The organism is Bacteroides sp. GD17, from assembly GCF_038448625.1.
Lineage (GTDB): Bacteria > Bacteroidota > Bacteroidia > Bacteroidales > Bacteroidaceae > Bacteroides.
Map to the genome: position 1 here is coordinate 183,475 of NZ_JBCEZS010000007.1, position 22,013 is coordinate 205,487.

Here is a 22,013-nt window from a genome sequence, read left to right on the forward strand (position 1 = left end):
ATACAGGTAATTAGATATATTCACCTTATAAAACATAAATAGCTATGGATATAGAATACGTAAGAAGCCGTTTCATCAAGCATTTTGACGGAACAACGGGAGCAGTATATGCTTCTCCGGGTCGCATCAACCTTATCGGTGAACACACTGATTATAACGGTGGTTTTGTATTCCCCGGAGCAATCGACAAAGGAATGGTTGCCGAAGTAAAGCCCAACGGCACAAACACAGTAAAAGCTTATTCCATCGACTTGAAAGACTACGTGGAATTCGGCTTGAATGAAGAAGATGCTCCCCGCGCCAGCTGGGCAAGATATATCTTCGGTGTATGCCGGGAAATGATGAAACGTGGCGTAGACGTGAAAGGTTTCAATACTGCTTTTGCGGGCGATGTACCTCTGGGTGCCGGAATGTCCTCTTCTGCAGCTTTGGAAAGCACATACGCTTATGCTTTGAACGATTTGTTCGGAGATAACAAGATTGACAAGTTTGAATTGGCGAAAGTAGGACAAGCTACCGAACATAACTACTGCGGCGTTAATTGCGGTATTATGGACCAGTTTGCTTCCGTATTCGGCAAGAAGGGCAGCCTCATCCGTTTGGATTGCCGTTCATTGGAATACCAATACTTCCCATTCGACCCGAAAGGCTATCGTCTGGTACTTGTTGATTCAGTAGTAAAACATGAATTGGCATCTTCTGCATACAACAAGCGCCGTCAAAGTTGCGAGGCTGCTGTTGCTGCTGTTCAGAAGAAGCATCCTCATGTAGAATTCCTGCGTGACTGTACAATGGCAATGCTGGAAGAAGCAAAAGCTGACATCAGTGCAGAAGACTACATGCGTGCAGAATATGTAATCGAAGAAATTCAACGCGTACTCGATGTTTGTGACGCCTTGGAAAGAGGAGATTACGAAACTGTAGGCCAAAAGATGTACGAAACGCATCACGGCATGAGCAAGTTATACGAAGTAAGCTGCGAAGAACTTGACTTCCTGAATGACCTTGCTTTTGACTGCGGCGTTACCGGTTCACGCGTTATGGGTGGTGGATTCGGCGGATGTACAATCAACCTGGTAGAAGAAGAATTGTATCAAACCTTCGTTGACAAAGCAAAAGAAGAATTCAAGAACAAATTCGGAAGAAGTCCGAAGATCTATGATGTGGTCATCAGCGATGGTGCTCGCAGATTAGAATAAGAAATCTACAAATCCTCTATAAAGGGCATTTTCCAGCAATGGGAGATGCCCTTTTCTCTTTTCAATTCCCATCCCGACAATATACATCTAAGGCCTGTTTTTTTTACATATATGTTGCATAACATATAGTAGTGTATATCATACACCGAACAAAAGTGTTACTTTTACACCCAAAGAAAGATAATCAACTCATTTACATTAAATATAAGTACCATGAAAAGACATGCACTACTCGCAGGGATTGCCGCACTGATGCTGGCTGCGTGCAATCAAAAGGCAGAAACCGAGCTTACGTTGTCCGGACTCAATCCGGCAAAATTCGAAACAACCGTAAATGATGCCGCTACACATCTTTATACTTTAAAGAATGAAGCAGGCATGGAAGTATGCATCACCAACTTCGGCGGACGTATCGTTTCCATTATGGTTCCCGATAAAGACGGGAATATGCAGGATGTTGTTCTTGGATTCGACAGCATTGCCGACTACATCAATGTTCCAAGTGATTTCGGAGCTTCCATCGGACGCTATGCCAACCGTATTAACCAAGGGAAATTTGTTTTAGACGGAGATACCATCCAATTGCCGCAGAATAACTTCGGGCATTGCTTGCATGGTGGTCCCAAAGGATGGCAATATCAGGTATACAATGCCAATCTCATTGATAATACGACTTTGGAACTGACCCGCATTTCACCGGACGGCGACGAGAACTTCCCCGGCAATGTAACGGCAAAAGTTCTCTTCAAACTGACGGACGACAATGCTATTGATATAAAGTATAGTGCAACGACAGATAAAAAGACGATTATCAACATGACCAACCACTCCTACTTCAATCTGTCCGGAGATCCTTCAAAAGCAGCAACAGACCATATCTTATATGTCAATGCAGACAACTATACTCCGGTAGACAGTACGTTTATGACCACCGGAGAAATAGTTACCGTAAAAGATACTCCGATGGATTTCACCACTCCGAAAGCAGTAGGACAAGATATTACTAACTTCGACTTCGTACAGTTGAAAAACGGAAACGGATATGACCATAACTGGGTGCTGAATACACAAGGCGATCTTAATCAGGTAGCCGCCAAACTGACGTCACCTACAAGCGGCATCACTCTGGAAGTCTACACCAACGAACCGGGCATCCAGGTATACTCCGGCAACTTCCTGGACGGCACAGTGACCGGCAAGAAAGGTATCACCTACAACCAGCGTGCTTCCGTATGCCTCGAAACACAACACTATCCGGATAGTCCTAACAAGCCCCAATGGCCGTCCGTTATACTGAAACCCGGACAAACATACAACAGCGAATGTATCTTCAAATTCTCGGTAGAGAAGTAATAGTAACCTTATAAATCAAATTAGTATCGTGGGAACATTAGATTGGTTAGTCATTGGAATATTTTTCCTGGCTTTGATTGGTATTATTGTTTGGGTTGTCAGACAGAAACAGAACAACTCCGCAGATTATTTCCTGGGTGGACGCGATGCAACCTGGCTTGCAATCGGGGCATCTATCTTTGCATCCAATATCGGTTCGGAACACTTGATCGGGCTGGCAGGTGCCGGCGCCTCCAGTGGTATGGCTATGGCCCACTGGGAAATACAAGGATGGATGATTCTTATCCTTGGCTGGGTATTCGTACCATTCTATTCACGAAGCATGGTATACACTATGCCGGAGTTTCTGGAACGCCGCTACAATCCCCAATCCCGTACCATACTGTCTGTAATCTCCTTAATCAGCTATGTGCTGACTAAAGTTGCCGTTACGGTATATGCCGGTGGATTGGTTTTCCAACAAGTATTCGGCATCAAGGAACTATGGGGAATCGATTTCTTCTGGATTGCAGCGATCGGCCTCGTTCTTCTGACGGCACTATATACCATCTTCGGAGGAATGAAATCGGTACTTTATACTTCTGTATTGCAGACTCCCATCCTGCTGTTGGGTTCATTAATCATCCTTGTGCTTGGTTTCAGAGAACTGGGCGGCTGGGACGAAATGATGAGAATATGCGGTGCTGTCACCGTAAACGACTACGGCAATACAATGACGGAACTTATACGCAGCAACAACGATCCCAACTTCCCCTGGCTGGGTGCATTGATTGGCTCGGCGATTATCGGTTTCTGGTATTGGTGTACAGACCAGTTCATCGTACAGCGTGTCCTCTCAGGAAAGAATGAAAAGGAAGCACGACGCGGTACCATCTTCGGAGCTTATCTGAAACTGCTGCCCGTATTTCTGTTCCTCATTCCGGGCATGATTGCTTTTGCCTTGCATCAGAAATACCTCGGTGCAGGCGGTGAAGGTTTCTTGCCGCTGCTGGCAAACGGCACTGCCAATGCCGATGCAGCCTTCCCCACGCTGGTGGCCAAGTTACTGCCCGCCGGAGTAAAAGGCCTCGTTGTATGCGGCATCCTGGCTGCATTGATGAGTTCGCTGGCTTCTTTGTTCAACTCGTCGGCAATGCTCTTCACGATAGACTTCTACAAGCGGTTCAAACCCCAAACCTCGGAAAAGAAATTAGTAGTTATCGGACAGACGGCAACAGTCGTTATTGTTATCCTGGGCATCCTGTGGATTCCCATCATGCGTAGCGTAGGCGATGTGCTCTATACTTACCTGCAAGACGTCCAATCTGTATTGGCACCGGGTATTGCGGCTGCATTCCTCCTGGGCATCTGTTGGAAGCGGACATCGGCACAAGGTGGTATGTGGGGATTGATTGCCGGTATGGTTATCGGATTAACCCGTTTGGGAGCAAAGGTTTACTACAGCAATGCAGGCGATGTAGCTGGCGGTGTATTCAAATACTTGTTCTACGACATGAACTGGCTGTTCTTCTGCGGATGGATGTTCCTGTTCTGCATCATTGTGGTCATTGTGGTCAGCATGTTCACTGCGGCACCAAGCGCTGCAAAGATACAAGGGTTGGTATTCGGTACGTCGACTCCTGCACAAAGGGCTGCGACGCGTGCCAGTTGGAATAAGTGGGACGTCATTCACTCGGTTATCATCCTGGCGATTACGGCTGCTTTCTATTGGTACTTCTGGTAAAGCACACAAGATACCCAACAATATAAAACAAGAGAATATATGAGTAATTATTACAGTTCAAACCCGAAATTCTACGTAGCCATCGACTGCATTATTTTCGGTTTCAACGAAGGAGAATTGAACCTATTGCTACTGAAGCGTAACTTTGAGCCGGCAATGGGCGAATGGTCACTGATGGGCGGTTTCGTGCAAGAAGACGAAAGCGCGGATGATGCGGCCAAAAGAGTTCTGAATGAGCTGACCGGACTGAGCAATGTATATATGGAGCAAGTAAGCACCTTCGGCAACATAGGACGTGATCCCGGCGAACGGGTTATTTCTATCGCCTATTATGCGTTGATCAATATCAACGAGTACGACAAGGAATTGGTGCAGCAACACAATGCCTTCTGGGTGAATATCAACGACCTGCCGGAGCTTATCTTCGACCACCCGCAGATGGTGGAACAGGCACGGAAGCTGATGCAGCAGAAAGCATCGACCGAACCTATCGGTTTCAATCTTCTGCCCAAGCTATTCACACTGTCGCAGTTGCAAAGCCTGTACGAAGCCATTTACGGCGAAGCTATCGACAAGCGGAACTTCCGCAAACGGATAGCCGAAATGGACTACATAGAGAAGACGGATAAGATAGACAAAACAGGGTCCAAGCGCGGAGCCGCCTTATATCAGTTCAACGAGAAGGCATACCGCAAGGCACCGAAGTTTAAACTCTAAACGATTATGTTAGAAGCATTAAAAGAAAAAGTATTCCATGCCAATCTTGAATTGGTGAGGCATGGACTGGTCATCTTCACTTGGGGCAATGTTTCGGCTATCGACCGCGAAACCGGTCTGGTAGCCATCAAGCCCAGCGGAGTGAGTTATGACGAAATGAAGGCAGAAGATATGGTCATCGTCGACCTTGACGGCAACGTCGTAGAAGGAAAGCTGAAACCTTCTTCGGACACACCGACCCATGTGGTGCTTTACAAAGCATTCCCCGAAATAGGCGGAGTGGTACATACGCACTCCACTTACGCTACCGCCTGGGCGCAGGCCGGATGCGACATCCCCAACATAGGAACGACGCATGCCGACTATTTCCACGACGCCATCCCCTGCACGGCAGATATGACAGAAACGGAAGTGAAAGGCGCCTACGAACTGGAAACAGGCAACGTAATCGTGAAACGCTTTGAAAGCCTGAACCCGGTACATACCCCCGGAGTGCTGGTAAAGAATCACGGACCGTTTGCCTGGGGAAAGGATGCTGCTGACGCTGTGCACAACGCAGTAGTCATGGAACAGGTTGCAAAGATGGCTTCGATAGCATACACCATCAATCCGAACCTGACAATGAATCCGCTGCTTGTAGAGAAACACTTCAGCCGCAAGCACGGTCCGAACGCTTATTATGGACAATAAAAATCAAGAATAACAAATTAAAAACTAAAGCAATATGAACGCATTTGATCAATATGAAGTATGGTTCGTAACCGGAGCACAGCTCCTGTACGGAGGTGACGCAGTGGTAGCAGTAGATGCACACAGCAATGAAATGGTAAAAGGACTGAATGATTCAGGCCGTCTGCCTGTAAAGGTAGTCTATAAGGGCACGGTGAACTCCTCCAAGGAAGTGACCGCCGCCTTCAAGGCAGCCAACAATGACGAGAAGTGTATCGGTGTCATCACCTGGATGCATACCTTCTCGCCCGCCAAGATGTGGATTCACGGCCTGCAGGAACTGAAGAAACCGTTGCTGCACTTCCACACCCAGTTCAACAAGGAGATTCCCTGGGACACGATGGACATGGACTTCATGAATCTGAACCAGTCGGCTCACGGCGACCGCGAATTCGGACACATCGTGACCCGCATGCGTAAGAACCGCAAAGTAGTAGTAGGTCACTGGCAGGATGAGAAAGCACAAGGACAGATTGCTGCCTGGATGCGCGTTGCCGCTGCTTGGGCCGACGCACAGGACATGCTCATCATCCGTTTCGGCGACCAGATGAACAACGTGGCCGTGACGGACGGTGACAAGGTATCAGCCGAACAGGTGCTGGGCTATCACGTGGACTATTGTCCAGTGAACGACCTGATGAAGTACTACAATGCCGTAGAAGACAAAGATGTGCAAGCCATGGTCGAGACTTACTTCAAGGAATACGACCACGCCCCCGAACTGGAAGACGGACGCACAGAGGCTTATCTGAAAGTCTGGAACTCCGCTAAAGCTGAAATCGCCCTGCGCCGCATCCTGAAAGATACGGGTGCCAAAGGCTTCACCACCAACTTCAACGACCTGGGCGACTTCGACCAAATCCCCGGACTGGCTTCGCAGCGCCTGATGACAGAAGGTTATGGCTTCGGCGCCGAAGGTGACTGGAAGACCGCCGCCCTCTACCGCACCACTTGGTTCATGAGCCAGGGCATGCCGAAAGGCTGTTCTTTCCTCGAAGACTACACGCTGAACTTCGACGGTGAACGGAGCGCCATCTTGCAGGCACACATGCTGGAAGTTTGTCCGCTCATTGCTGAGCAGAAGCCGAAGTTGGAAGTACACCGCCTCGCCATCGGTATCGACAGCGAAACCGCCCGTCTCGTCTTCACCAGCAAGCAGGGCGAAGGTGTAGCTGCTACCATCGTAGACCTGGGCAACCGCTTCCGCCTCATCGTGAACAAGGTGGAATGCATCAAGAGCAAGCCGCTACCGAAACTTCCCGTTGCCAGCGCCCTGTGGATTCCGATGCCCAACCTCGAAGTGGGCGCCGCTGCCTGGATTCTGGCAGGCGGTACACACCACACCAGCTTCTCCTACGACCTGACCGTGGAATATTGGGAAGACTTTGCCGAAATGGCAGGCATCGAGATGGTGGTTATCGACGAGAATACTACCATCAGCGAGTTCAAGAAAGAACTGCGCATGAACGAAGTATACTATATGTTGAACAAGGCACTCTGCTAAGATTATGAAATCAGATCCAAAATCAACCATCGAAGCAGGCCGGGCCGTTCTGGGCATAGAGCTTGGTTCGACACGAATCAAGGCCGTCCTGATTGACGAGGAAAACAAGCCCATCGCCCAAGGAAGCCATACCTGGGAAAACCAGTTAGTTGACGGGCTTTGGACGTACAGCATCGAGGCCATCTGGTACGGACTTCAGGATTGCTACGCCGACCTGCGCGCGGAGGTGAAGAACCTATATGACATCGAAGTCGAAACATTAGCCGCCATCGGCGTCAGCGCCATGATGCACGGCTACATGGCATTCGACAAGCAGGAAGAGATCCTCGTGCCCTTCCGCACCTGGCGGAACACGAATACGGCGCAGGCGGCGGCAGAGCTATCGGAACTGTTCGTCTTCAACATTCCGCTGCGATGGAGCATCTCACATCTGTACCAGGCTATTCTGGACCAGGAGGAACACGTAGGCAAGATTGATTACCTGACCACGCTTGCCGGATACATCCATTGGCAGCTGACAGGCCAGAAGGTGCTGGGCATAGGTGATGCATCGGGCATGCTCCCCATCGCCCCCGCGACCCGGAACTACTCCGCCACGATGGTGGAGAAGTTCGACCGCCTGGTGGCCCCCAAGGGTTACGGTTGGAAACTGGCAGACCTCCTTCCCCAAGTGCTCCCGGCAGGCGAAAATGCCGGATTCCTGACGCCGGAAGGTGCCCGACGCCTCGATGTATCGGGCCACTTGAAGGCCGGCATACCGCTCTGCCCACCCGAAGGAGACGCCGGTACCGGCATGGTGGCCACGAACGCCGTGAAGCAACGCACGGGAAATGTATCGGCAGGCACTTCGTCCTTCTCCATGATTGTGCTGGAGAAGGACCTGTCGCGCCCCTACGAAATGATCGACATGGTGACCACGCCGGACGGAAGCCCCGTGGCCATGGTGCATTGCAACAACTGCACGTCCGATCTCAACGCCTGGATCGGCCTCTTCAAGGAATATCAGGAACTGCTGGGCGTGCCCGTAGATATGAACGAAGTGTACGGCAAGCTCTACAACCACGCGCTGACAGGCGATGCGGATTGTGGAGGCCTCCTTTCATTCAATTACGTCTCCGGCGAACCGGTGACGGGGCTTGCTGACGGCCGTCCGCTGTTTGTGCGCTCGGCGGACGACAAGTTCACGCTGGCAAACTTCGTGCGGACGCACCTCTATGCCTCCGTCGGTGTGCTGAAGATTGGCAACGACATCCTCTTCCAGGAAGAGCGGGTGAAGGTGGACCGCATCACCGGTCACGGCGGATTGTTCAAGACCAAGGGCGTAGGCCAACGGGTGCTTGCCGCCGCGCTGAACTCGCCGATTTCGGTGATGGAGACGGCCGGCGAAGGTGGCGCCTGGGGCATCGCCTTGCTGGGTTCGTTCCTCGTGAACAACGGGAAGAAGCAACCGCTCGATGCCTTCCTCGACCAGCAAGTGTTCGGCGGAGATGCCGGGGTGGAGATATCGCCTACGGCGGAAGAGGTGGCGGGATTCAACGCATATATCCAGAGCTACAAGGCGGCACTACCCATCGAAAAGGCAGCCGTGCAATTCAAGAAGTAACTTAATTCCCCTCCTCCTGGGAGGAGGGGTGCCCAAAGGGCGGGGTGGTAGGTGAGAAAAGAAATCCTTGTTTTTATGATTAAATAGGTATATCGTTTCGCCTACCACCTCCCCCCGTTGGGGTACTCCTCCTCCCAGGAGGAGGAGAATCGAGATACTACTGAAATGTAAATAGCGTTCCTTTTGCCCCAATTTTCCCCGGCGGGGCAAATGTAACGTGCAGTTGGCTCCAATTTTTCCCGGCGGAGGAAATGTAACGTGCAGTTGGCCCCAATTTTTCCCGGCGGGGCAAATGTAACGTGCAGTTAGCTCCGATTTTTCCCGGCGGGGCAAATGTAACGTGCAGTTGGCTCCGATTTTTCCCGGCGGAGGAAATGTAACGTTCAGTCCCCCCCGATTTTTCCCCAATCCCCCCAATCATTAAACTTTATCTAACAATTAAAAGCGAAATACCCATGAGAAACAAACTTATCATCAGCAGTATCTTCCTGGCAGCCACACTTTCCGCATCGGCCCAGAAGAGCGCAACAATCACCCTGCATGCCGACCAAGGCACGCAAATCATCCCTAAAGAAATCTACGGCCAGTTTGCCGAACACCTGGGCACCTGCATCTACGGCGGGCTCTGGGTGGGCGAAGGCTCCGACATTCCCAATACCAACGGTTATCGCACCGACGTGCTCAATGCCCTGAAAGAGCTGAAAGTCCCCGTCCTCCGCTGGCCGGGCGGCTGCTTTGCCGACGAATACCACTGGATGGACGGCATCGGCCCGAAAGAAAACCGCCCCAAGATGGTGAACAACAACTGGGGCGGCACCATCGAAGACAACAGCTTCGGCACGCACGAATTCCTCAACCTCTGCGAAATGCTGGGCTGCGAACCCTACATCAGCGGAAACGTAGGCAGCGGCACCGTCGAGGAACTTGCCAAATGGGTGGAATATATGACCTCCGAAGGCGACTCCCCCATGGCACGCCTCCGCCGGCAGAACGGCCGCGACCATGCTTGGAAAGTGAAATACCTCGGTGTAGGCAATGAAAGCTGGGGTTGCGGCGGCTCCATGCGTCCCGAATATTATGCCGACCTCTACCGCCGCTACTCCACCTACTGCCGCAACTACGACGGCAACCGCCTCTTCAAGATAGGCAGTGGCGCCAGCGACTACGACTACAACTGGACCCGCGTCCTGATGGAGCGCGTAGGCAGCCGCATGCAAGGCCTCTCCCTCCACTACTACACCGTCAGCGGCTGGAACGGCAGCAAAGGTGCCGCCACCCAGTTCAGCACAGACGATTACTATTGGACGCTGGGCAAATGCCGCGAAATAGAAGACGTCATCCGGAAGCATTGCGCCATCATGGACGAGTACGACAAAGACAAAAACGTAGCCCTCATGCTCGACGAATGGGGAACCTGGTGGGACGAAGAACCCGGCACCACGCCCGGCCACCTCTACCAGCAGAACACCTTGCGCGATGCCTTCGTAGCCTCCCTCAGCCTCGACATCTTCCATCGATACACCGACCGCCTGAAGATGGCGAACATCGCCCAAATCGTCAACGTACTGCAATCCATGATCCTGACCAGCGGCAAGAACATGGTGCTGACGCCCACCTACTACGTCTTCAAGATGTACAACGTCCACCAGGATGCCACTTACATCCCGCTCGAACTGAACTGCGACATCGTCGACGTGCGCGACAACCGTCGTGTGCCCCTCATCAGCGCCACCGCTTCCAAGGATAAGAACGGGAAAATCCACATCTCTATGTCGAACATCGACGCCGACAGCGCCCAGGAAGTAACCATCAACCTGCCCGGCATAGACGCCAAGAAGGCTGCGGGCGAAATACTGACTGCCGCCCGCCTGACCGATCATAATTCTTTTGAGAACCCGAATACAGTGAAACCGGCTCCGTTCAAAGAGGTAAAAATTAATAAAGGTGTACTAAAGGTAAAACTTCCTGCCAAGTCTATTGTTACTATTGAGTTACAGTAGTTCTGCTAAAAACACTTCTTGTATTTTTAGCAGCCTGCGGGCGGTAGCAACGATAAAAAAGACACTCTTTCTATATTGCGAATTGCACATAAAGAGTTATCTTTGTCCCTGCAAAAATGAACCGCTTGTGCATATTTACATTCAAAACTAATTATACCAATATGAACGACAACAAACTTATGAACCGCGCAGCAGATAACATCCGTATCCTCGCTGCCTCTATGGTTGAAAAAGCCAACTCCGGACACCCCGGTGGTGCCATGGGTGGTGCCGACTTCGTAAACGTACTCTTCTCCGAGTTCCTTGTATACGACCCCGAAAACCCAGCATGGGAAGGACGCGACCGCTTCTTCCTCGACCCGGGACACATGTCACCGATGCTCTATTCACAACTCGCCCTCACCGGCAAGTTCACGCTCGATGAACTGAAGCAGTTCCGTCAATGGGAAAGCCCCACTCCGGGACATCCCGAACGCGACATCATGCGCGGCATCGAAAACACGTCCGGTCCGCTGGGACAGGGACATACCTTTGCCGTAGGTGCAGCCATTGCCGCCAAGTTCATGAAAGCCCGTTTCGAAGAAGTGATGCCACAGACCATCTACGCCTACATCTCCGACGGTGGTGTGCAGGAAGAAATCTCCCAAGGTGCAGGCCGCATCGCCGGAGCCCTCGGTCTGGACAACCTTATCATGTTCTACGATGCCAATGACATCCAGCTCTCTACCGAGACCAAAGATGTTACCATCGAAGATACTGCCAAGAAATACGAAGCCTGGGGCTGGAAAGTCATCAAGATCAACGGTAACGACCCCGATGCCATCCGCGGTGCATTGAACGAAGCCAAAGCCGAAGCAGAACGCCCGACTCTGATCATCGGCCACACCGTAATGGGCAAAGGCGCCCGCAAGGCCGACGGCAGCAGCTACGAAGCCAACTGCGCCACTCATGGTGCTCCGCTGGGCGGCGACGCTTACGTCAACACCATCAAGAACCTCGGCGGCGACCCGACTAATCCGTTCGTCATCTTCCCCGAAGTAGCCGAACTCTACGCCAAGCGTGCCGCTGAGCTGAAGAAAATCATGGCCGAAAAATATGCAGCCAAAGCCGCATGGGCAAAAGCCAATCCCGAAAAGGCTGCCAAACTGGAACTCTTCTTCTCCGGCAAAGCTCCCGAAGTGAACTGGACTGCCATTGAGCAGAAGGCAAACACTGCCACCCGTGCCGCATCGGCTACCGTACTCGGTGCCCTCGCCACTCAGGTAGAGAATATGATTGTAGCTTCCGCCGACCTCTCCAACTCCGACAAGACCGACGGTTTCCTGAAGAAAACCCACGCCTTCAAGAAGGGCGACTTCAGCGGTGCATTCTTCCAGGCAGGTGTTGCCGAGCTGACCATGGCTTGCTGCTGCATCGGTATGGCACTGCACGGCGGCGTTATTCCCGCTTGCGGAACGTTCTTCGTATTCTCCGACTATATGAAACCCGCCGTACGCATGGCTGCACTGATGGAAGTACCCGTGAAGTTCATCTGGACACACGATGCCTTCCGTGTAGGTGAGGACGGTCCTACTCACGAACCTGTAGAACAGGAAGCTCAAATCCGCCTGATGGAGAAACTGAAGAACCATAAAGGCCACAACTCCATGTTGGTACTTCGCCCGGCAGATGCCGAAGAAACGACCATCGCCTGGAAACTCGCCATGGAGAACATGTCTACTCCTACCGGTTTGATCTTCTCCCGTCAGAATATCACCAACCTGCCCGCAGGAAACGATTACTCACAAGCTGCCAAGGGTGCTTACATCGTAGCAGGTTCGGATGAGAACCCGGATGTAATCCTCGTTGCTTCAGGTTCCGAAGTATCTACGCTGGTAGCCGGTACAGAACTGTTGCGCAAAGACGGCGTGAAGGTACGTATCGTATCCGCTCCGTCCGAAGGCTTGTTCCGCAGCCAGGCTCCGGGATATCAGGAAAGCATCATACCTTGCGGCATCAAGGTATTCGGCTTGACGGCCGGTCTGCCTGTGACGCTGCAAGGCTTGGTAGGTCCCTGCGGTAAAGTGTGGGGTCTGGAGTCTTTCGGCTTCTCCGCTCCCTACACCGTACTGGACGAGAAGCTGGGCTTTACGGCTGAGAATGTTTATAAGCAAGTAAAAGCAATGTTATAAATCATTCTATCCTTTAGCACATCAGCACAATGAAAACAATAGGACTCTGTTCCGACCATGCCGGATTTGAATTGAAAGAATACGTTCGCGGTTGGCTGGAAGTAAAAGGCTGGGCATACAAGGACTTCGGTACTTACTCTACGGAGAGTTGTGACTATGCCGACTATGCCCATCCGCTGGCACTGGCCGTAGAAGCCGGAGAGTGTTATCCGGGAATCGCCATCTGCGGCAGCGGCGAAGGCATCAGCATGACGCTGAACAAGCACCAAGGCATCCGCGCCGCCCTTTGCTGGACGGCTGAGATTGCCCGTCTGGCACGCCAGCACAATGATGCCAATGTACTCGTAATGCCGGGACGCTTTATCAGCACCGAAGAAGCGGATATGATTCTGAAGGAATTCTTTGCAACCCAGTTTGAAGGCGGACGCCATCAACGAAGGATAGAGAAGATTCCGGTATCAGGCAAGTAGATTTAAAACATCCATCCAATAGGGAAATGGCAGGCTTTCATCAAGAGAGTCTGCCATTTTTATTGAAAGCCATCAATTATTACACCTTTTCAATCAAAATCTCATCTCCGGCAATCCCTCTCTTTTCGTACTTTTGCCACCGACATCTAATAACCATTTAAAAAGTATAAGAAACACATGAAGAAAGTATTCGGAATCCTTTCCTTGCTTTTATCGGCAACTTTGGCCGTGGCCAACCCGATAGACTTCGACAAGGCTTTCAAGGAGAGTGCCAAGATTGAACAGCAGATCAAGAAAACGTCCTTCCCTAAGAAAACGTATCTCATCACCGACTTCGGAGCAAAACCCGATACACCGGACAGCCCCTGCCACGAAGCCATCAATCAAGCCATAGTGACGTGCAGCCTCAACGGCGGCGGAACGGTAATCGTACCGAAAGGAACATTCTATACCGGCCCCATCACCCTGAAAAGTAACGTAAACTTTCATGTAGAAGAAGGTGCTGTGCTGAAGTTCTCCACCGACCAGAGCCTCTACTTCCCCGGTGTCATCACCCGGTGGGAAGGATTGGATTGCTACAATGCCCGCCCGCTGATTTATGCCTACGGCGAAACCAACATCGCCATCACCGGCAAAGGCACCATCGACGGACAAGGCTCCAACGAAACCTGGTGGCCCATGTGCGGCGCTCCCAAGTACGGCTGGAAAGAAGGCATGGTAGCCCAGCGAAACGGCGGGCGCGAGCGTCTGCTGATGTACGGCGAAACCTCCACTCCTATTTATAAACGTGTAATGACGCCCGAAGACGGTCTGCGTCCGCAACTCATCAACCTATACTCTTGCAACACAGTACTGATTGAAGACGTTACTTTGCTGAATTCCCCCTTCTGGGTCATCCACCCGCTGTTCTGCGAAAGCCTCACCGTACGCGGTGTACACGTCTTCAACCGTGGTCCCAACGGCGACGGCTGCGACCCCGAATCCTGCAAGAACGTACTGATAGAAGACTGTATCTTCGATACCGGCGACGACTGCATCGCCATCAAGTCGGGTCGTAATGCCGACGGGCGCAAATGGAACACCCCCAGTGAGAACATCATCGTGCGCAACTGCTTCATGAAGAACGGTCACGGCGGCGTAGTTATCGGCAGCGAAATCTCCGGCGGCTACCGCAACTTATACGTGGAGAACTGCAAGATGGACAGCCCCGACCTGGATCGCGTCATCCGCATCAAGACCAGCACCTGCCGCGGCGGAATCATAGAGAACGTATTCGTGCGCAATGTCACCGTAGGCCAATGCCGTGAAGCCGTGCTCCGCATCAACCTGCAATACGAAAACCGCGAGAAGTGCGACCGCAGCTTCCCATCCATCGTCCGCAACGTACACCTGAAGAACGTGACCTGCGAAAAGAGCAAGCTCGGCGTACTCATTATCGGCCTGGACGATGACGACCACGTATCCAACATCAGCGTAGAAGACTGCCATTTCAACAACGTTGCCAAAGACGGAAACGACATAAAAGGAGCAAAAGACGTTACGTTCAAGAATCTATATATAAACGGCAAACTTGTAAAGTAGTCCAACCATATTTTCCATATTATCAGCCCGGAGTCCTGACATTCTGATAGATCAGAAGAGGACTTCGGGCTATTTTCTTACCCCCTTTTTCTTATTTTTCACAGTGAAGATGCATATTGTCTTTAAATAAAAACTATCTTTGTAGGTCAGTAATCCCGAACTAAGAATGATATGGAACAATTAAATACCATAAAAGAGCTTATCAACCAGGGAAATGTAGAGCAAGCCATCCGGCAGCTCGACGAAATATTACAAACCGACTTCCCCGGTAAAGATGAGGCTTACTATCTTCGAGGAAATGCCTACCGGAAACAAGGCAATTGGCAGCAGGCATTGAACAATTATCAGTATGCCATCGACCTTAATCCGGAAAGCCCCGCTCAACATGCACACCGCATGGCTATGGATATCTTGAACTTCTATAATAAGGATATGTACAATCAATAAAAATAAAGGACGTAAATTATGGCAAAAATCAAAGGAGCAATCGTAGTGGACACCGAGCGTTGCAAAGGCTGCAACCTGTGTGTGGTAGCTTGTCCGCTCAATGTAATAGCCCTCACCAAAGAGGTGAACGTGAAAGGGTATAACTATGCCCACCAAATATTAGAAGATACCTGCAACGGATGTAGCTCGTGCGCTACCGTATGTCCGGACGGATGTATCTCAGTTTATAAAGTAAAAGTAGAATAAATTAGGAAGAATATGGCAGAAGAAGTTGTATTAATGAAAGGAAACGAAGCCATCGCCCATGCAGCCATCCGCTGCGGTGCCGACGGATACTTCGGATATCCTATTACTCCGCAATCGGAGGTATTGGAAACTCTTGCCGAACTGAAACCGTGGGAAACTACCGGCATGGTGGTGCTCCAGGCAGAAAGTGAAGTGGCAGCTATTAATATGGTGTACGGCGGTGCCGGAAGCGGAAAGATGGTATTGACCTCCTCGTCCAGCCCCGGTGTCAGCCTGAAGCAGGAAGGTATCTCCTACCTGGCAGGTGCCGAATTGCCTTGCTTGATTGTAAACGTAATGCGTGGCGGTCCCGGACTAGGAACTATCCAGCCGAGCCAGGCCGACTACTTCCAGACTGTAAAAGGCGGCGGTCACGGTGACTACCGACTGATTGCCCTTGCCCCGGCTTCGGTGCAAGAAATGGCGGACTTTGTAGGACTGGCATTCGAGCTTGCCTTCAAATACCGCAACCCGGCCATCATCCTTGCCGACGGTGTTATCGGACAGATGATGGAGAAAGTCGTACTCCCCGCACAGAAGCCGCGCCGCACGGACGAAGAAGTCATCGCACAATGCCCTTGGGCCACTACCGGCAGAACCAAAGGCCGCAAGCCCAACATCATCACCTCCCTGGAACTGAAACCGGAAGAAATGGAAAAGAACAACATCCGCTTCCAGGCCAAGTACAAGGAGATAGAAGAAAACGAAGTACGCTTCGAGGAAATCCATTGCGAAGATGCCGAATACCTGATTGTAGCCTTTGGGTCTATGGCACGTATCGGACAAAAAGCGATGGAGTTGGCACGCGAAGAAGGTATCAAGGTAGGTATGCTTCGCCCCATCACACTGTGGCCGTTCCCCACCAAAGCCATTGCCGAATATGCCGGCAAGGTGAAAGGTATGCTGGTTACCGAGCTGAATGCCGGACAGATGGTTGAAGACGTTCGTCTCGCCGTGAACGGTAAAGTAAATGTGGAACACTTCGGACGCCTTGGCGGCATCGTTCCCGACCCGGATGAGATTGTGACAGCATTAAAAGAAAAACTTATTGAGAAATGAATCCTGATAAAATAAGAAACGTACTGAATATTCTGTTCCTGATACTTGCCCTGGCAGCTATCATTGTATATTTTGCAGCACGGGATGACTTCAAACTGTTCATCTACGTGTGCGGTGCGGCGATATTCGTCAAGCTGATGGAATTTTTCATACGTTTCACCAATAGATAAGGAGAAGTGATTATGACAAGAGAAGATATTATCAAGCCCGAGAACCTGGTTGCCAAGAAACCGACTCTCATGAACGATAATCCCATGCATTACTGTCCGGGATGCAGCCACGGTGTGGTTCACAAACTGATAGCCGAGGTAATCGAAGAAATGGGACTGGAAGACAAAGCAGTAGGCATCTCCCCCGTGGGATGTGCCGTGTTTATCTACAACTATATAGACATCGACTGGCAGGAAGCCGCACACGGACGTGCGCCCGCCCTTGCCACCGCCATCAAGCGCCTTTGGCCGGACCGCCTGGTGTTTACTTACCAAGGCGACGGTGACCTGGCATGTATCGGTACAGCCGAGACCATCCACGCCCTGAACCGTGGCGAGAACATCACCATCATCTTCATCAACAATGCCATTTACGGTATGACCGGTGGCCAGATGGCCCCCACTACCCTCGTCGGCATGAAGACCTCAACAAGTCCTTACGGCCGCGACGTTCACTTGCACGGCTATCCGCTGAAGATGACCGAAATCGCCGCCCAACTGGAAGGTACGGCTTACGTAACCCGCCAGAGCGTGCAAACGGTTCCCGCCATCCGCAAAGCAAAGAAAGCCATCCGCAAGGCATTCGAGAACTCTATGGCAGGCAAAGGTTCCAACCTCGTAGAAATTGTTTCTACCTGCAACTCCGGTTGGAAGATGTCTCCCGAGAAATCAAACACATGGATGGAAGAGAATATGTTCCCGTTCTATCCGCTGGGTGACCTGAAAGATAAATAATCTAAAGACAGAAGAACAATGAAAGAAGAAATCATTATAGCAGGCTTCGGTGGACAAGGTGTATTGTCCATGGGAAAGATTTTGGCATACTCCGGACTGATGGAAGGCAAGGAAGTAACCTGGATGCCCGCCTACGGACCGGAACAGCGCGGCGGTACGGCAAACGTAACCGTCATTGTGAGCGACGAGAAGATATCTTCGCCCATCCTCAGCAAGTACGATGCCGCCATCATACTGAACCAACCGTCACTGGAAAAGTTCGAAAGCAAAGTGAAGCCCGGCGGCGTACTGATCTACGACGGCTACGGTATCATCAACCCACCTACGCGTAAGGACATCAAGGTATATCGCATTGATGCCATGGATGCTGCCAATGAAATGAACAACGCCAAGGCATTCAACATGATTGTACTGGGCGGACTGCTGAAGATTGCGCCGATAGTAACGCTGGAGAACGTAATCAAAGGTTTGAAGAAGACGCTTCCCGAACGTCACCACCACTTGATACCGATGAACGAAGAGGCTATCAAGCGCGGTATGGAGCTGATTAAGGAAGTCTAAAAAAACAGATCATCCGTTCGGTGCAAACAGATGATGTGTTTGCCCTCAACGGATGATGCGTTTATAGTAAACGGATGATGTATTCTGAGTGAATGCATCATCCGTTTTTTTATACCTATTGAGCTAATTTATAAGTGATGGTATATGTAATCTGATTCTTCGTTCAATCGGATTTGTAATCATAGGTGGTCGAAAATCCTGATAATCATGACCGGCGGATAACATATCCGCCGGGACGGGCAACAGAACGGGATAGGTATATTCCGATGATACAAATGAAAAACCTTCTAAATAAATCCTCAAATATTGTGGACTTATAAAGATTTGCACTACCTTTGCTTTTGTTGATTACAATCAAAGCATGGAAATTAAGTTTGATAAGGAATATTTGGAGCAACTCTACCTTGAAGGAAGAACTTCCGACAAGAAGCATCGCTTTCAACCCCAAATCGTCGCCAAATATCGTAAGACGATAGACTTGTTGGAATCAGTGTCGGGGGTAGAAGATCTTTTTAGGTATCATTCGTTACACTACGAGGTACTTATTGGCGATAGAGCAGGCATGGAATCGGTCAGAGTGAATGACCAATACCGTATAGAGTTCAAGACCACAAAAGTAGTTTCCGAGATTGTAGTCACTGTATGCAACATTATCGAATTGTCTAATCATTATAAATAAGCGAAAGATATGGCAACTGTAAGATTCGGATATACCCCCACTCATCCTGGTGAGGTGCTGAAAGATGAAATAGAATACCGCAAAATATCACAGCGGAAACTAGCGGAACAAATGGGTATCTCCTACAAGGCACTCAACGACCTGCTGAACGGGCGGCGTACGCTGACCACTCCCACCGCTATGATGTTTGAGGCAGCCTTGGATATTCCTGCCGATTCGCTAATGCGTCTGCAGCTGAAATACAATATGCAGCAAGCAAGCAACGACCGGACGCTCATTGAACGTTTGAATAAAATACGCAAGTATGCCGCATTGCTTTAAGCGGCGGATGACATTGATGAAAATGCAGAACCAAATGCATAAACGGATGATGTCTTCTGAGTGAATGCATCATCCGTTTTTTTATACCTATTGAGCTAACTTATAAGTGATGGTGTATGTAATCTGATTCTTCGAATAATAGTTTTCCTTATCATGGCGGGTCTTAATAACCTTTACCGGAAGCCCTTTTTCGTCGAACTCGTACTGATAAGTACAATACTCATTGTCGCCGTGATACTTATCATACTCCGCAGTCATATAGTTTTTGCTACGCTTGCCTATGTGACCATAGGGTTTGATATACGCTCCACCGAAAGCAAAGCAGTCCAGCCATTCGCTGTCGCAAACAAAGAAGTTCAGATCGAGATTGACATTCGGATTATTGATGTATTCCGAATTGGCATATTCCATTTCGGAACGTGTCTTCTGTTGATCCGTTCCGTAATAGTCGTTGTACGCTCTTATCAGATTGCCATCTTTCCATACAGCCATATCCACTCTGTTCTCAGGTTCGCCGGAAGACATATCCACCTGACCTTCGGCAGTCGTCAAGTAACCTTCACTGTCGTAAGTCAACGTACCTGCCGAATACCATGAACGGGAACCGGATTCAACCTCCACAATCTCATACTTAACGATATTGCCGTCCTCGCCCAAAGTAAAAGTAGCTTCATCCTGCTCATCGGTCTTATCGTCGGAGAAACTTTTCATCACAATCGTATTATCACCGTAAGTAAATGTGTTTCCGCTCATTTCTTTTTCTCCGGAGAAGTAGGTTTCATCTTCCTGCGCTTTAGTAATACGATTCTGACTGTCGTACTCGAACGTATAGGCAGTGGTACTCGTTTCTTTCGCCCCCGTAGCAGCTACCACCGTTTCATAGACCTCTTGTATGCGGCTTACCAGGTAATTTTGGTTGGCTCCCGGCACATCACCGGATTCGGTAGTACCTTCTTGCGTGACAGTTACCGTAATCTTTGTATCACCACACGTGATGGTGATAGTAGCCGTACGTTTCTGCCCCGTAAGATTGGGTTCCAAATTGATCGAAACAGTATAGCTGCCTTTGCCTCCATGATCGGGATCTAAAGTAACCCATGTTGCTGCGGCTTTTGTGGCAGTGCTCTCCGATACGGAAGTTGTCCAATCAGCCTCCGCAACAAATGAAATACCGCCTTTCTGCTGGTCGGCATACAGAGTCTGATTCAGTTCTTTCTCATTATTAACCTGTATCTTCTTCTGTTCGCCTTCACTATCGCTGCTACAGGCTGCCAATAAAGTAAACACAGCGCATAAACAAATCGATATCACTTTTTTCATAATATCCATCATTAAATCACTTTTGTCATAGTGGTTATTTACCATAATTATCCACTAAATTCTTAAACTCTGCACAACGCTCATCCTCAAACAAGTCTTCGAACTTGTAGCGAGCTTCACCGTCACCACAGAGATAGTAATAGTTACCAGCTACCGCTTCAGTAGCTACATAAGCAGAGTTTTCACAATTGGGAGTCGGTACGAACGTGAAGGAAGGAGTATTGTTACTGGAGCTTTTCTTGATGGTTACTTCCAGTTTATCGCCACCTCGCGGAGTTATCATCACAAAATGCCCCGGTGTACATTGTATTTTGTCACCATCCATCACATAAGTATAGACATCAATCCCGTATGCCCCCCGTATATCATTCATCTTAAGGAACAATCCTTTCTCGGGCATCAGATAACCGTAGTCGGGACTCATCGTAGTGAAATCGCCACAAAAGTCATTCACCGAGATGGCAGGCATAAGGTAACCACGCGGAGCATTATCTTCGGCAACACTCGTTCCCTGGCTTTCTGTACTTTCCGTACTTCCGCCATTCTTCTTCGCGCCACCGCATGCCGACAGCGCAACCACTCCGCAAAAGATTGCGGATAAAACTGCAATAGTAAACTTCTTCATCATATCAATATGTTTTAAAATGAGTAATGCCGTCAACACTTGCGGATAGGGATAATGCCCTTGGAAATAGCTGTCATTATCAGGTCTGCCACATTCTTTGCATTGAGTTTCTCCAACAGATGACGCCGGTGCGTATCTACCGTATTGGTAGAGACACAAAGTTCCGACGCTATCTCCTGGGTGTTTTTCCCTTCGGAGATACGTTTCAGCACATCCAGTTCGCGCAGGGTAAGTTCTTCGCGCCGTCCTTCATCCGAACGCCGCATCTGTGCACGCACATGCTCGGCATAGGGGCAATAGTAAGTTTCGCCGTCAAGCACGCGGCGGATAGCTTCGGCAATCTTGGTAGAATCAATGGATTTAAACAGGATGCCATCTACATTGCACTGCACCAGGTTCTTGATGAACCAGATTTCTTCGTGTACGGTATTCACTATGATACGTGCCTGCGGATCTTTCTCACGAATGCAGGAGATAACATCCAACCCTGATAAATCGGGCAATTCTATATCCAACACGAAAAGATTGAAGCGTTGGGACGTTATAAATTGCAGCGCTTCCTGCCCCGACGAAGCTGTACATACGGTCTTTATTTCCGGTAACGAACATTCTACTATCCGCTTCAGCCCTTGAAGCACCAAATCATGGTCATCTACCAACAAAATGCGTATATCTTTCTCTTTCATCAACCTATCTTTGTGTTCTAATTTTCTCTGCAAAGA

General features: G+C 49.9%; 22 protein-coding genes. 19 read left to right on the forward strand and 3 right to left on the reverse strand.

All coding sequences use genetic code 11. The annotated features are described in order from the left end of the window. The first annotated feature begins 44 nt into the window (after positions 1-44). The 19 genes from galK to AAE250_RS13365 all read left to right on the forward strand — a co-directional run bounded on the left by galK (position 45) and on the right by AAE250_RS13365 (position 19,346). On the forward strand, positions 45-1,199 hold the full coding sequence (gene galK, locus AAE250_RS13275; protein WP_294600744.1) for a galactokinase: 1,155 nt from the start codon (positions 45-47) through the stop codon (positions 1,197-1,199). Between the two features lie 213 nt (positions 1,200-1,412). Further along, positions 1,413-2,552, forward strand: a complete 1,140-nt coding sequence (locus tag AAE250_RS13280; RefSeq protein ID WP_294600745.1) for an aldose epimerase family protein — start codon at positions 1,413-1,415, stop codon at positions 2,550-2,552. Positions 2,553-2,580: 28 nt separating this feature from the next. Further along, positions 2,581-4,275, forward strand: coding sequence for a sodium:solute symporter (locus AAE250_RS13285; RefSeq protein ID WP_294600747.1), 1,695 nt, complete (start codon positions 2,581-2,583; stop codon positions 4,273-4,275). Between the two features lie 39 nt (positions 4,276-4,314). Continuing rightward, on the forward strand, positions 4,315-4,992 hold the full coding sequence (locus AAE250_RS13290) for an NUDIX hydrolase (protein ID WP_294600748.1): 678 nt from the start codon (positions 4,315-4,317) through the stop codon (positions 4,990-4,992). A gap of 6 nt (positions 4,993-4,998) precedes the next feature. Next, positions 4,999-5,682, forward strand: a complete 684-nt coding sequence (locus tag AAE250_RS13295) for an L-ribulose-5-phosphate 4-epimerase (RefSeq protein WP_294600750.1) — start codon at positions 4,999-5,001, stop codon at positions 5,680-5,682. Between the two features lie 34 nt (positions 5,683-5,716). Next, positions 5,717-7,225: an L-arabinose isomerase gene (gene araA / locus AAE250_RS13300; RefSeq protein ID WP_294600752.1), complete on the forward strand. Its 1,509-nt coding sequence runs from the start codon at positions 5,717-5,719 to the stop codon at positions 7,223-7,225. A gap of 4 nt (positions 7,226-7,229) precedes the next feature. After that, positions 7,230-8,828 carry a xylulokinase gene (locus AAE250_RS13305; RefSeq protein ID WP_294600754.1) on the forward strand — a complete coding sequence of 533 codons (1,599 nt, stop codon included), beginning with the start codon at positions 7,230-7,232 and terminating at the stop codon, positions 8,826-8,828. Positions 8,829-9,283: 455 nt separating this feature from the next. Beyond that, entirely contained in the window at positions 9,284-10,828 is a 1,545-nt protein-coding gene (locus AAE250_RS13310; protein ID WP_294600756.1) for an alpha-N-arabinofuranosidase, read from the forward strand. 161 nt (positions 10,829-10,989) lie between these two features. Further along, the gene (locus AAE250_RS13315) at positions 10,990-12,999 is read left to right on the forward strand and encodes a transketolase family protein (RefSeq protein WP_294600759.1); all 2,010 of its coding nucleotides are present in this window, start codon (positions 10,990-10,992) and stop codon (positions 12,997-12,999) included. Between the two features lie 29 nt (positions 13,000-13,028). Further along, positions 13,029-13,469 carry a ribose 5-phosphate isomerase B gene (rpiB, locus tag AAE250_RS13320; protein WP_294600761.1) on the forward strand — a complete coding sequence of 147 codons (441 nt, stop codon included), beginning with the start codon at positions 13,029-13,031 and terminating at the stop codon, positions 13,467-13,469. Between the two features lie 177 nt (positions 13,470-13,646). Continuing rightward, positions 13,647-15,050, forward strand: a complete 1,404-nt coding sequence (locus AAE250_RS13325) for a glycoside hydrolase family 28 protein (RefSeq protein ID WP_294600763.1) — start codon at positions 13,647-13,649, stop codon at positions 15,048-15,050. Positions 15,051-15,221: 171 nt separating this feature from the next. Further along, positions 15,222-15,497 (forward strand): tetratricopeptide repeat protein, encoded by a 276-nt coding sequence (locus tag AAE250_RS13330; RefSeq protein WP_294600765.1) that lies wholly within the window; start codon positions 15,222-15,224, stop codon positions 15,495-15,497. 18 nt (positions 15,498-15,515) lie between these two features. Beyond that, complete coding sequence (locus AAE250_RS13335) at positions 15,516-15,743, forward strand: 4Fe-4S dicluster domain-containing protein (RefSeq protein ID WP_004289820.1); 228 nt, start codon at positions 15,516-15,518, stop codon at positions 15,741-15,743. A 12-nt stretch (positions 15,744-15,755) separates the two neighbouring features. Continuing rightward, positions 15,756-16,841 carry a 3-methyl-2-oxobutanoate dehydrogenase subunit VorB gene (locus AAE250_RS13340; RefSeq protein ID WP_294600770.1) on the forward strand — a complete coding sequence of 362 codons (1,086 nt, stop codon included), beginning with the start codon at positions 15,756-15,758 and terminating at the stop codon, positions 16,839-16,841. Then, the gene (locus tag AAE250_RS13345; protein ID WP_294600772.1) at positions 16,838-17,011 is read left to right on the forward strand and encodes a hypothetical protein; all 174 of its coding nucleotides are present in this window, start codon (positions 16,838-16,840) and stop codon (positions 17,009-17,011) included. The genes AAE250_RS13340 and AAE250_RS13345 overlap by 4 nt, the downstream gene beginning before the upstream one ends. Before the next feature lie 12 nt (positions 17,012-17,023). Then, complete coding sequence (locus AAE250_RS13350; protein WP_294600774.1) at positions 17,024-17,785, forward strand: thiamine pyrophosphate-dependent enzyme; 762 nt, start codon at positions 17,024-17,026, stop codon at positions 17,783-17,785. 18 nt (positions 17,786-17,803) lie between these two features. Then, on the forward strand, positions 17,804-18,346 hold the full coding sequence (locus tag AAE250_RS13355; RefSeq protein ID WP_294600776.1) for a 2-oxoacid:acceptor oxidoreductase family protein: 543 nt from the start codon (positions 17,804-17,806) through the stop codon (positions 18,344-18,346). A gap of 361 nt (positions 18,347-18,707) precedes the next feature. Further along, positions 18,708-19,025: a type II toxin-antitoxin system RelE/ParE family toxin gene (locus tag AAE250_RS13360; RefSeq protein ID WP_294600778.1), complete on the forward strand. Its 318-nt coding sequence runs from the start codon at positions 18,708-18,710 to the stop codon at positions 19,023-19,025. A gap of 9 nt (positions 19,026-19,034) precedes the next feature. Further along, on the forward strand, positions 19,035-19,346 hold the full coding sequence (locus AAE250_RS13365) for a HigA family addiction module antitoxin (RefSeq protein WP_294600779.1): 312 nt from the start codon (positions 19,035-19,037) through the stop codon (positions 19,344-19,346). A gap of 87 nt (positions 19,347-19,433) precedes the next feature. On the opposite strand, the gene AAE250_RS13370 is transcribed toward AAE250_RS13365, so the two are convergent. From AAE250_RS13370 to AAE250_RS13380, 3 genes are read right to left on the reverse strand one after another with little or no spacing between them, the layout of a single operon-like run. After that, positions 19,434-20,666, reverse strand: coding sequence for a BACON domain-containing protein (locus tag AAE250_RS13370; RefSeq protein ID WP_294600781.1), 1,233 nt, complete (start codon positions 20,664-20,666; stop codon positions 19,434-19,436). Positions 20,667-20,700: 34 nt separating this feature from the next. Continuing rightward, a complete protein-coding gene (locus AAE250_RS13375) occupies positions 20,701-21,294 on the reverse strand; it encodes a hypothetical protein (RefSeq protein ID WP_294600783.1) in 594 nt (197 codons plus the stop codon). A 29-nt stretch (positions 21,295-21,323) separates the two neighbouring features. Next, positions 21,324-21,977, reverse strand: coding sequence for a response regulator (locus AAE250_RS13380; protein WP_294600785.1), 654 nt, complete (start codon positions 21,975-21,977; stop codon positions 21,324-21,326). Positions 21,978-22,013 lie beyond the last annotated feature (36 nt).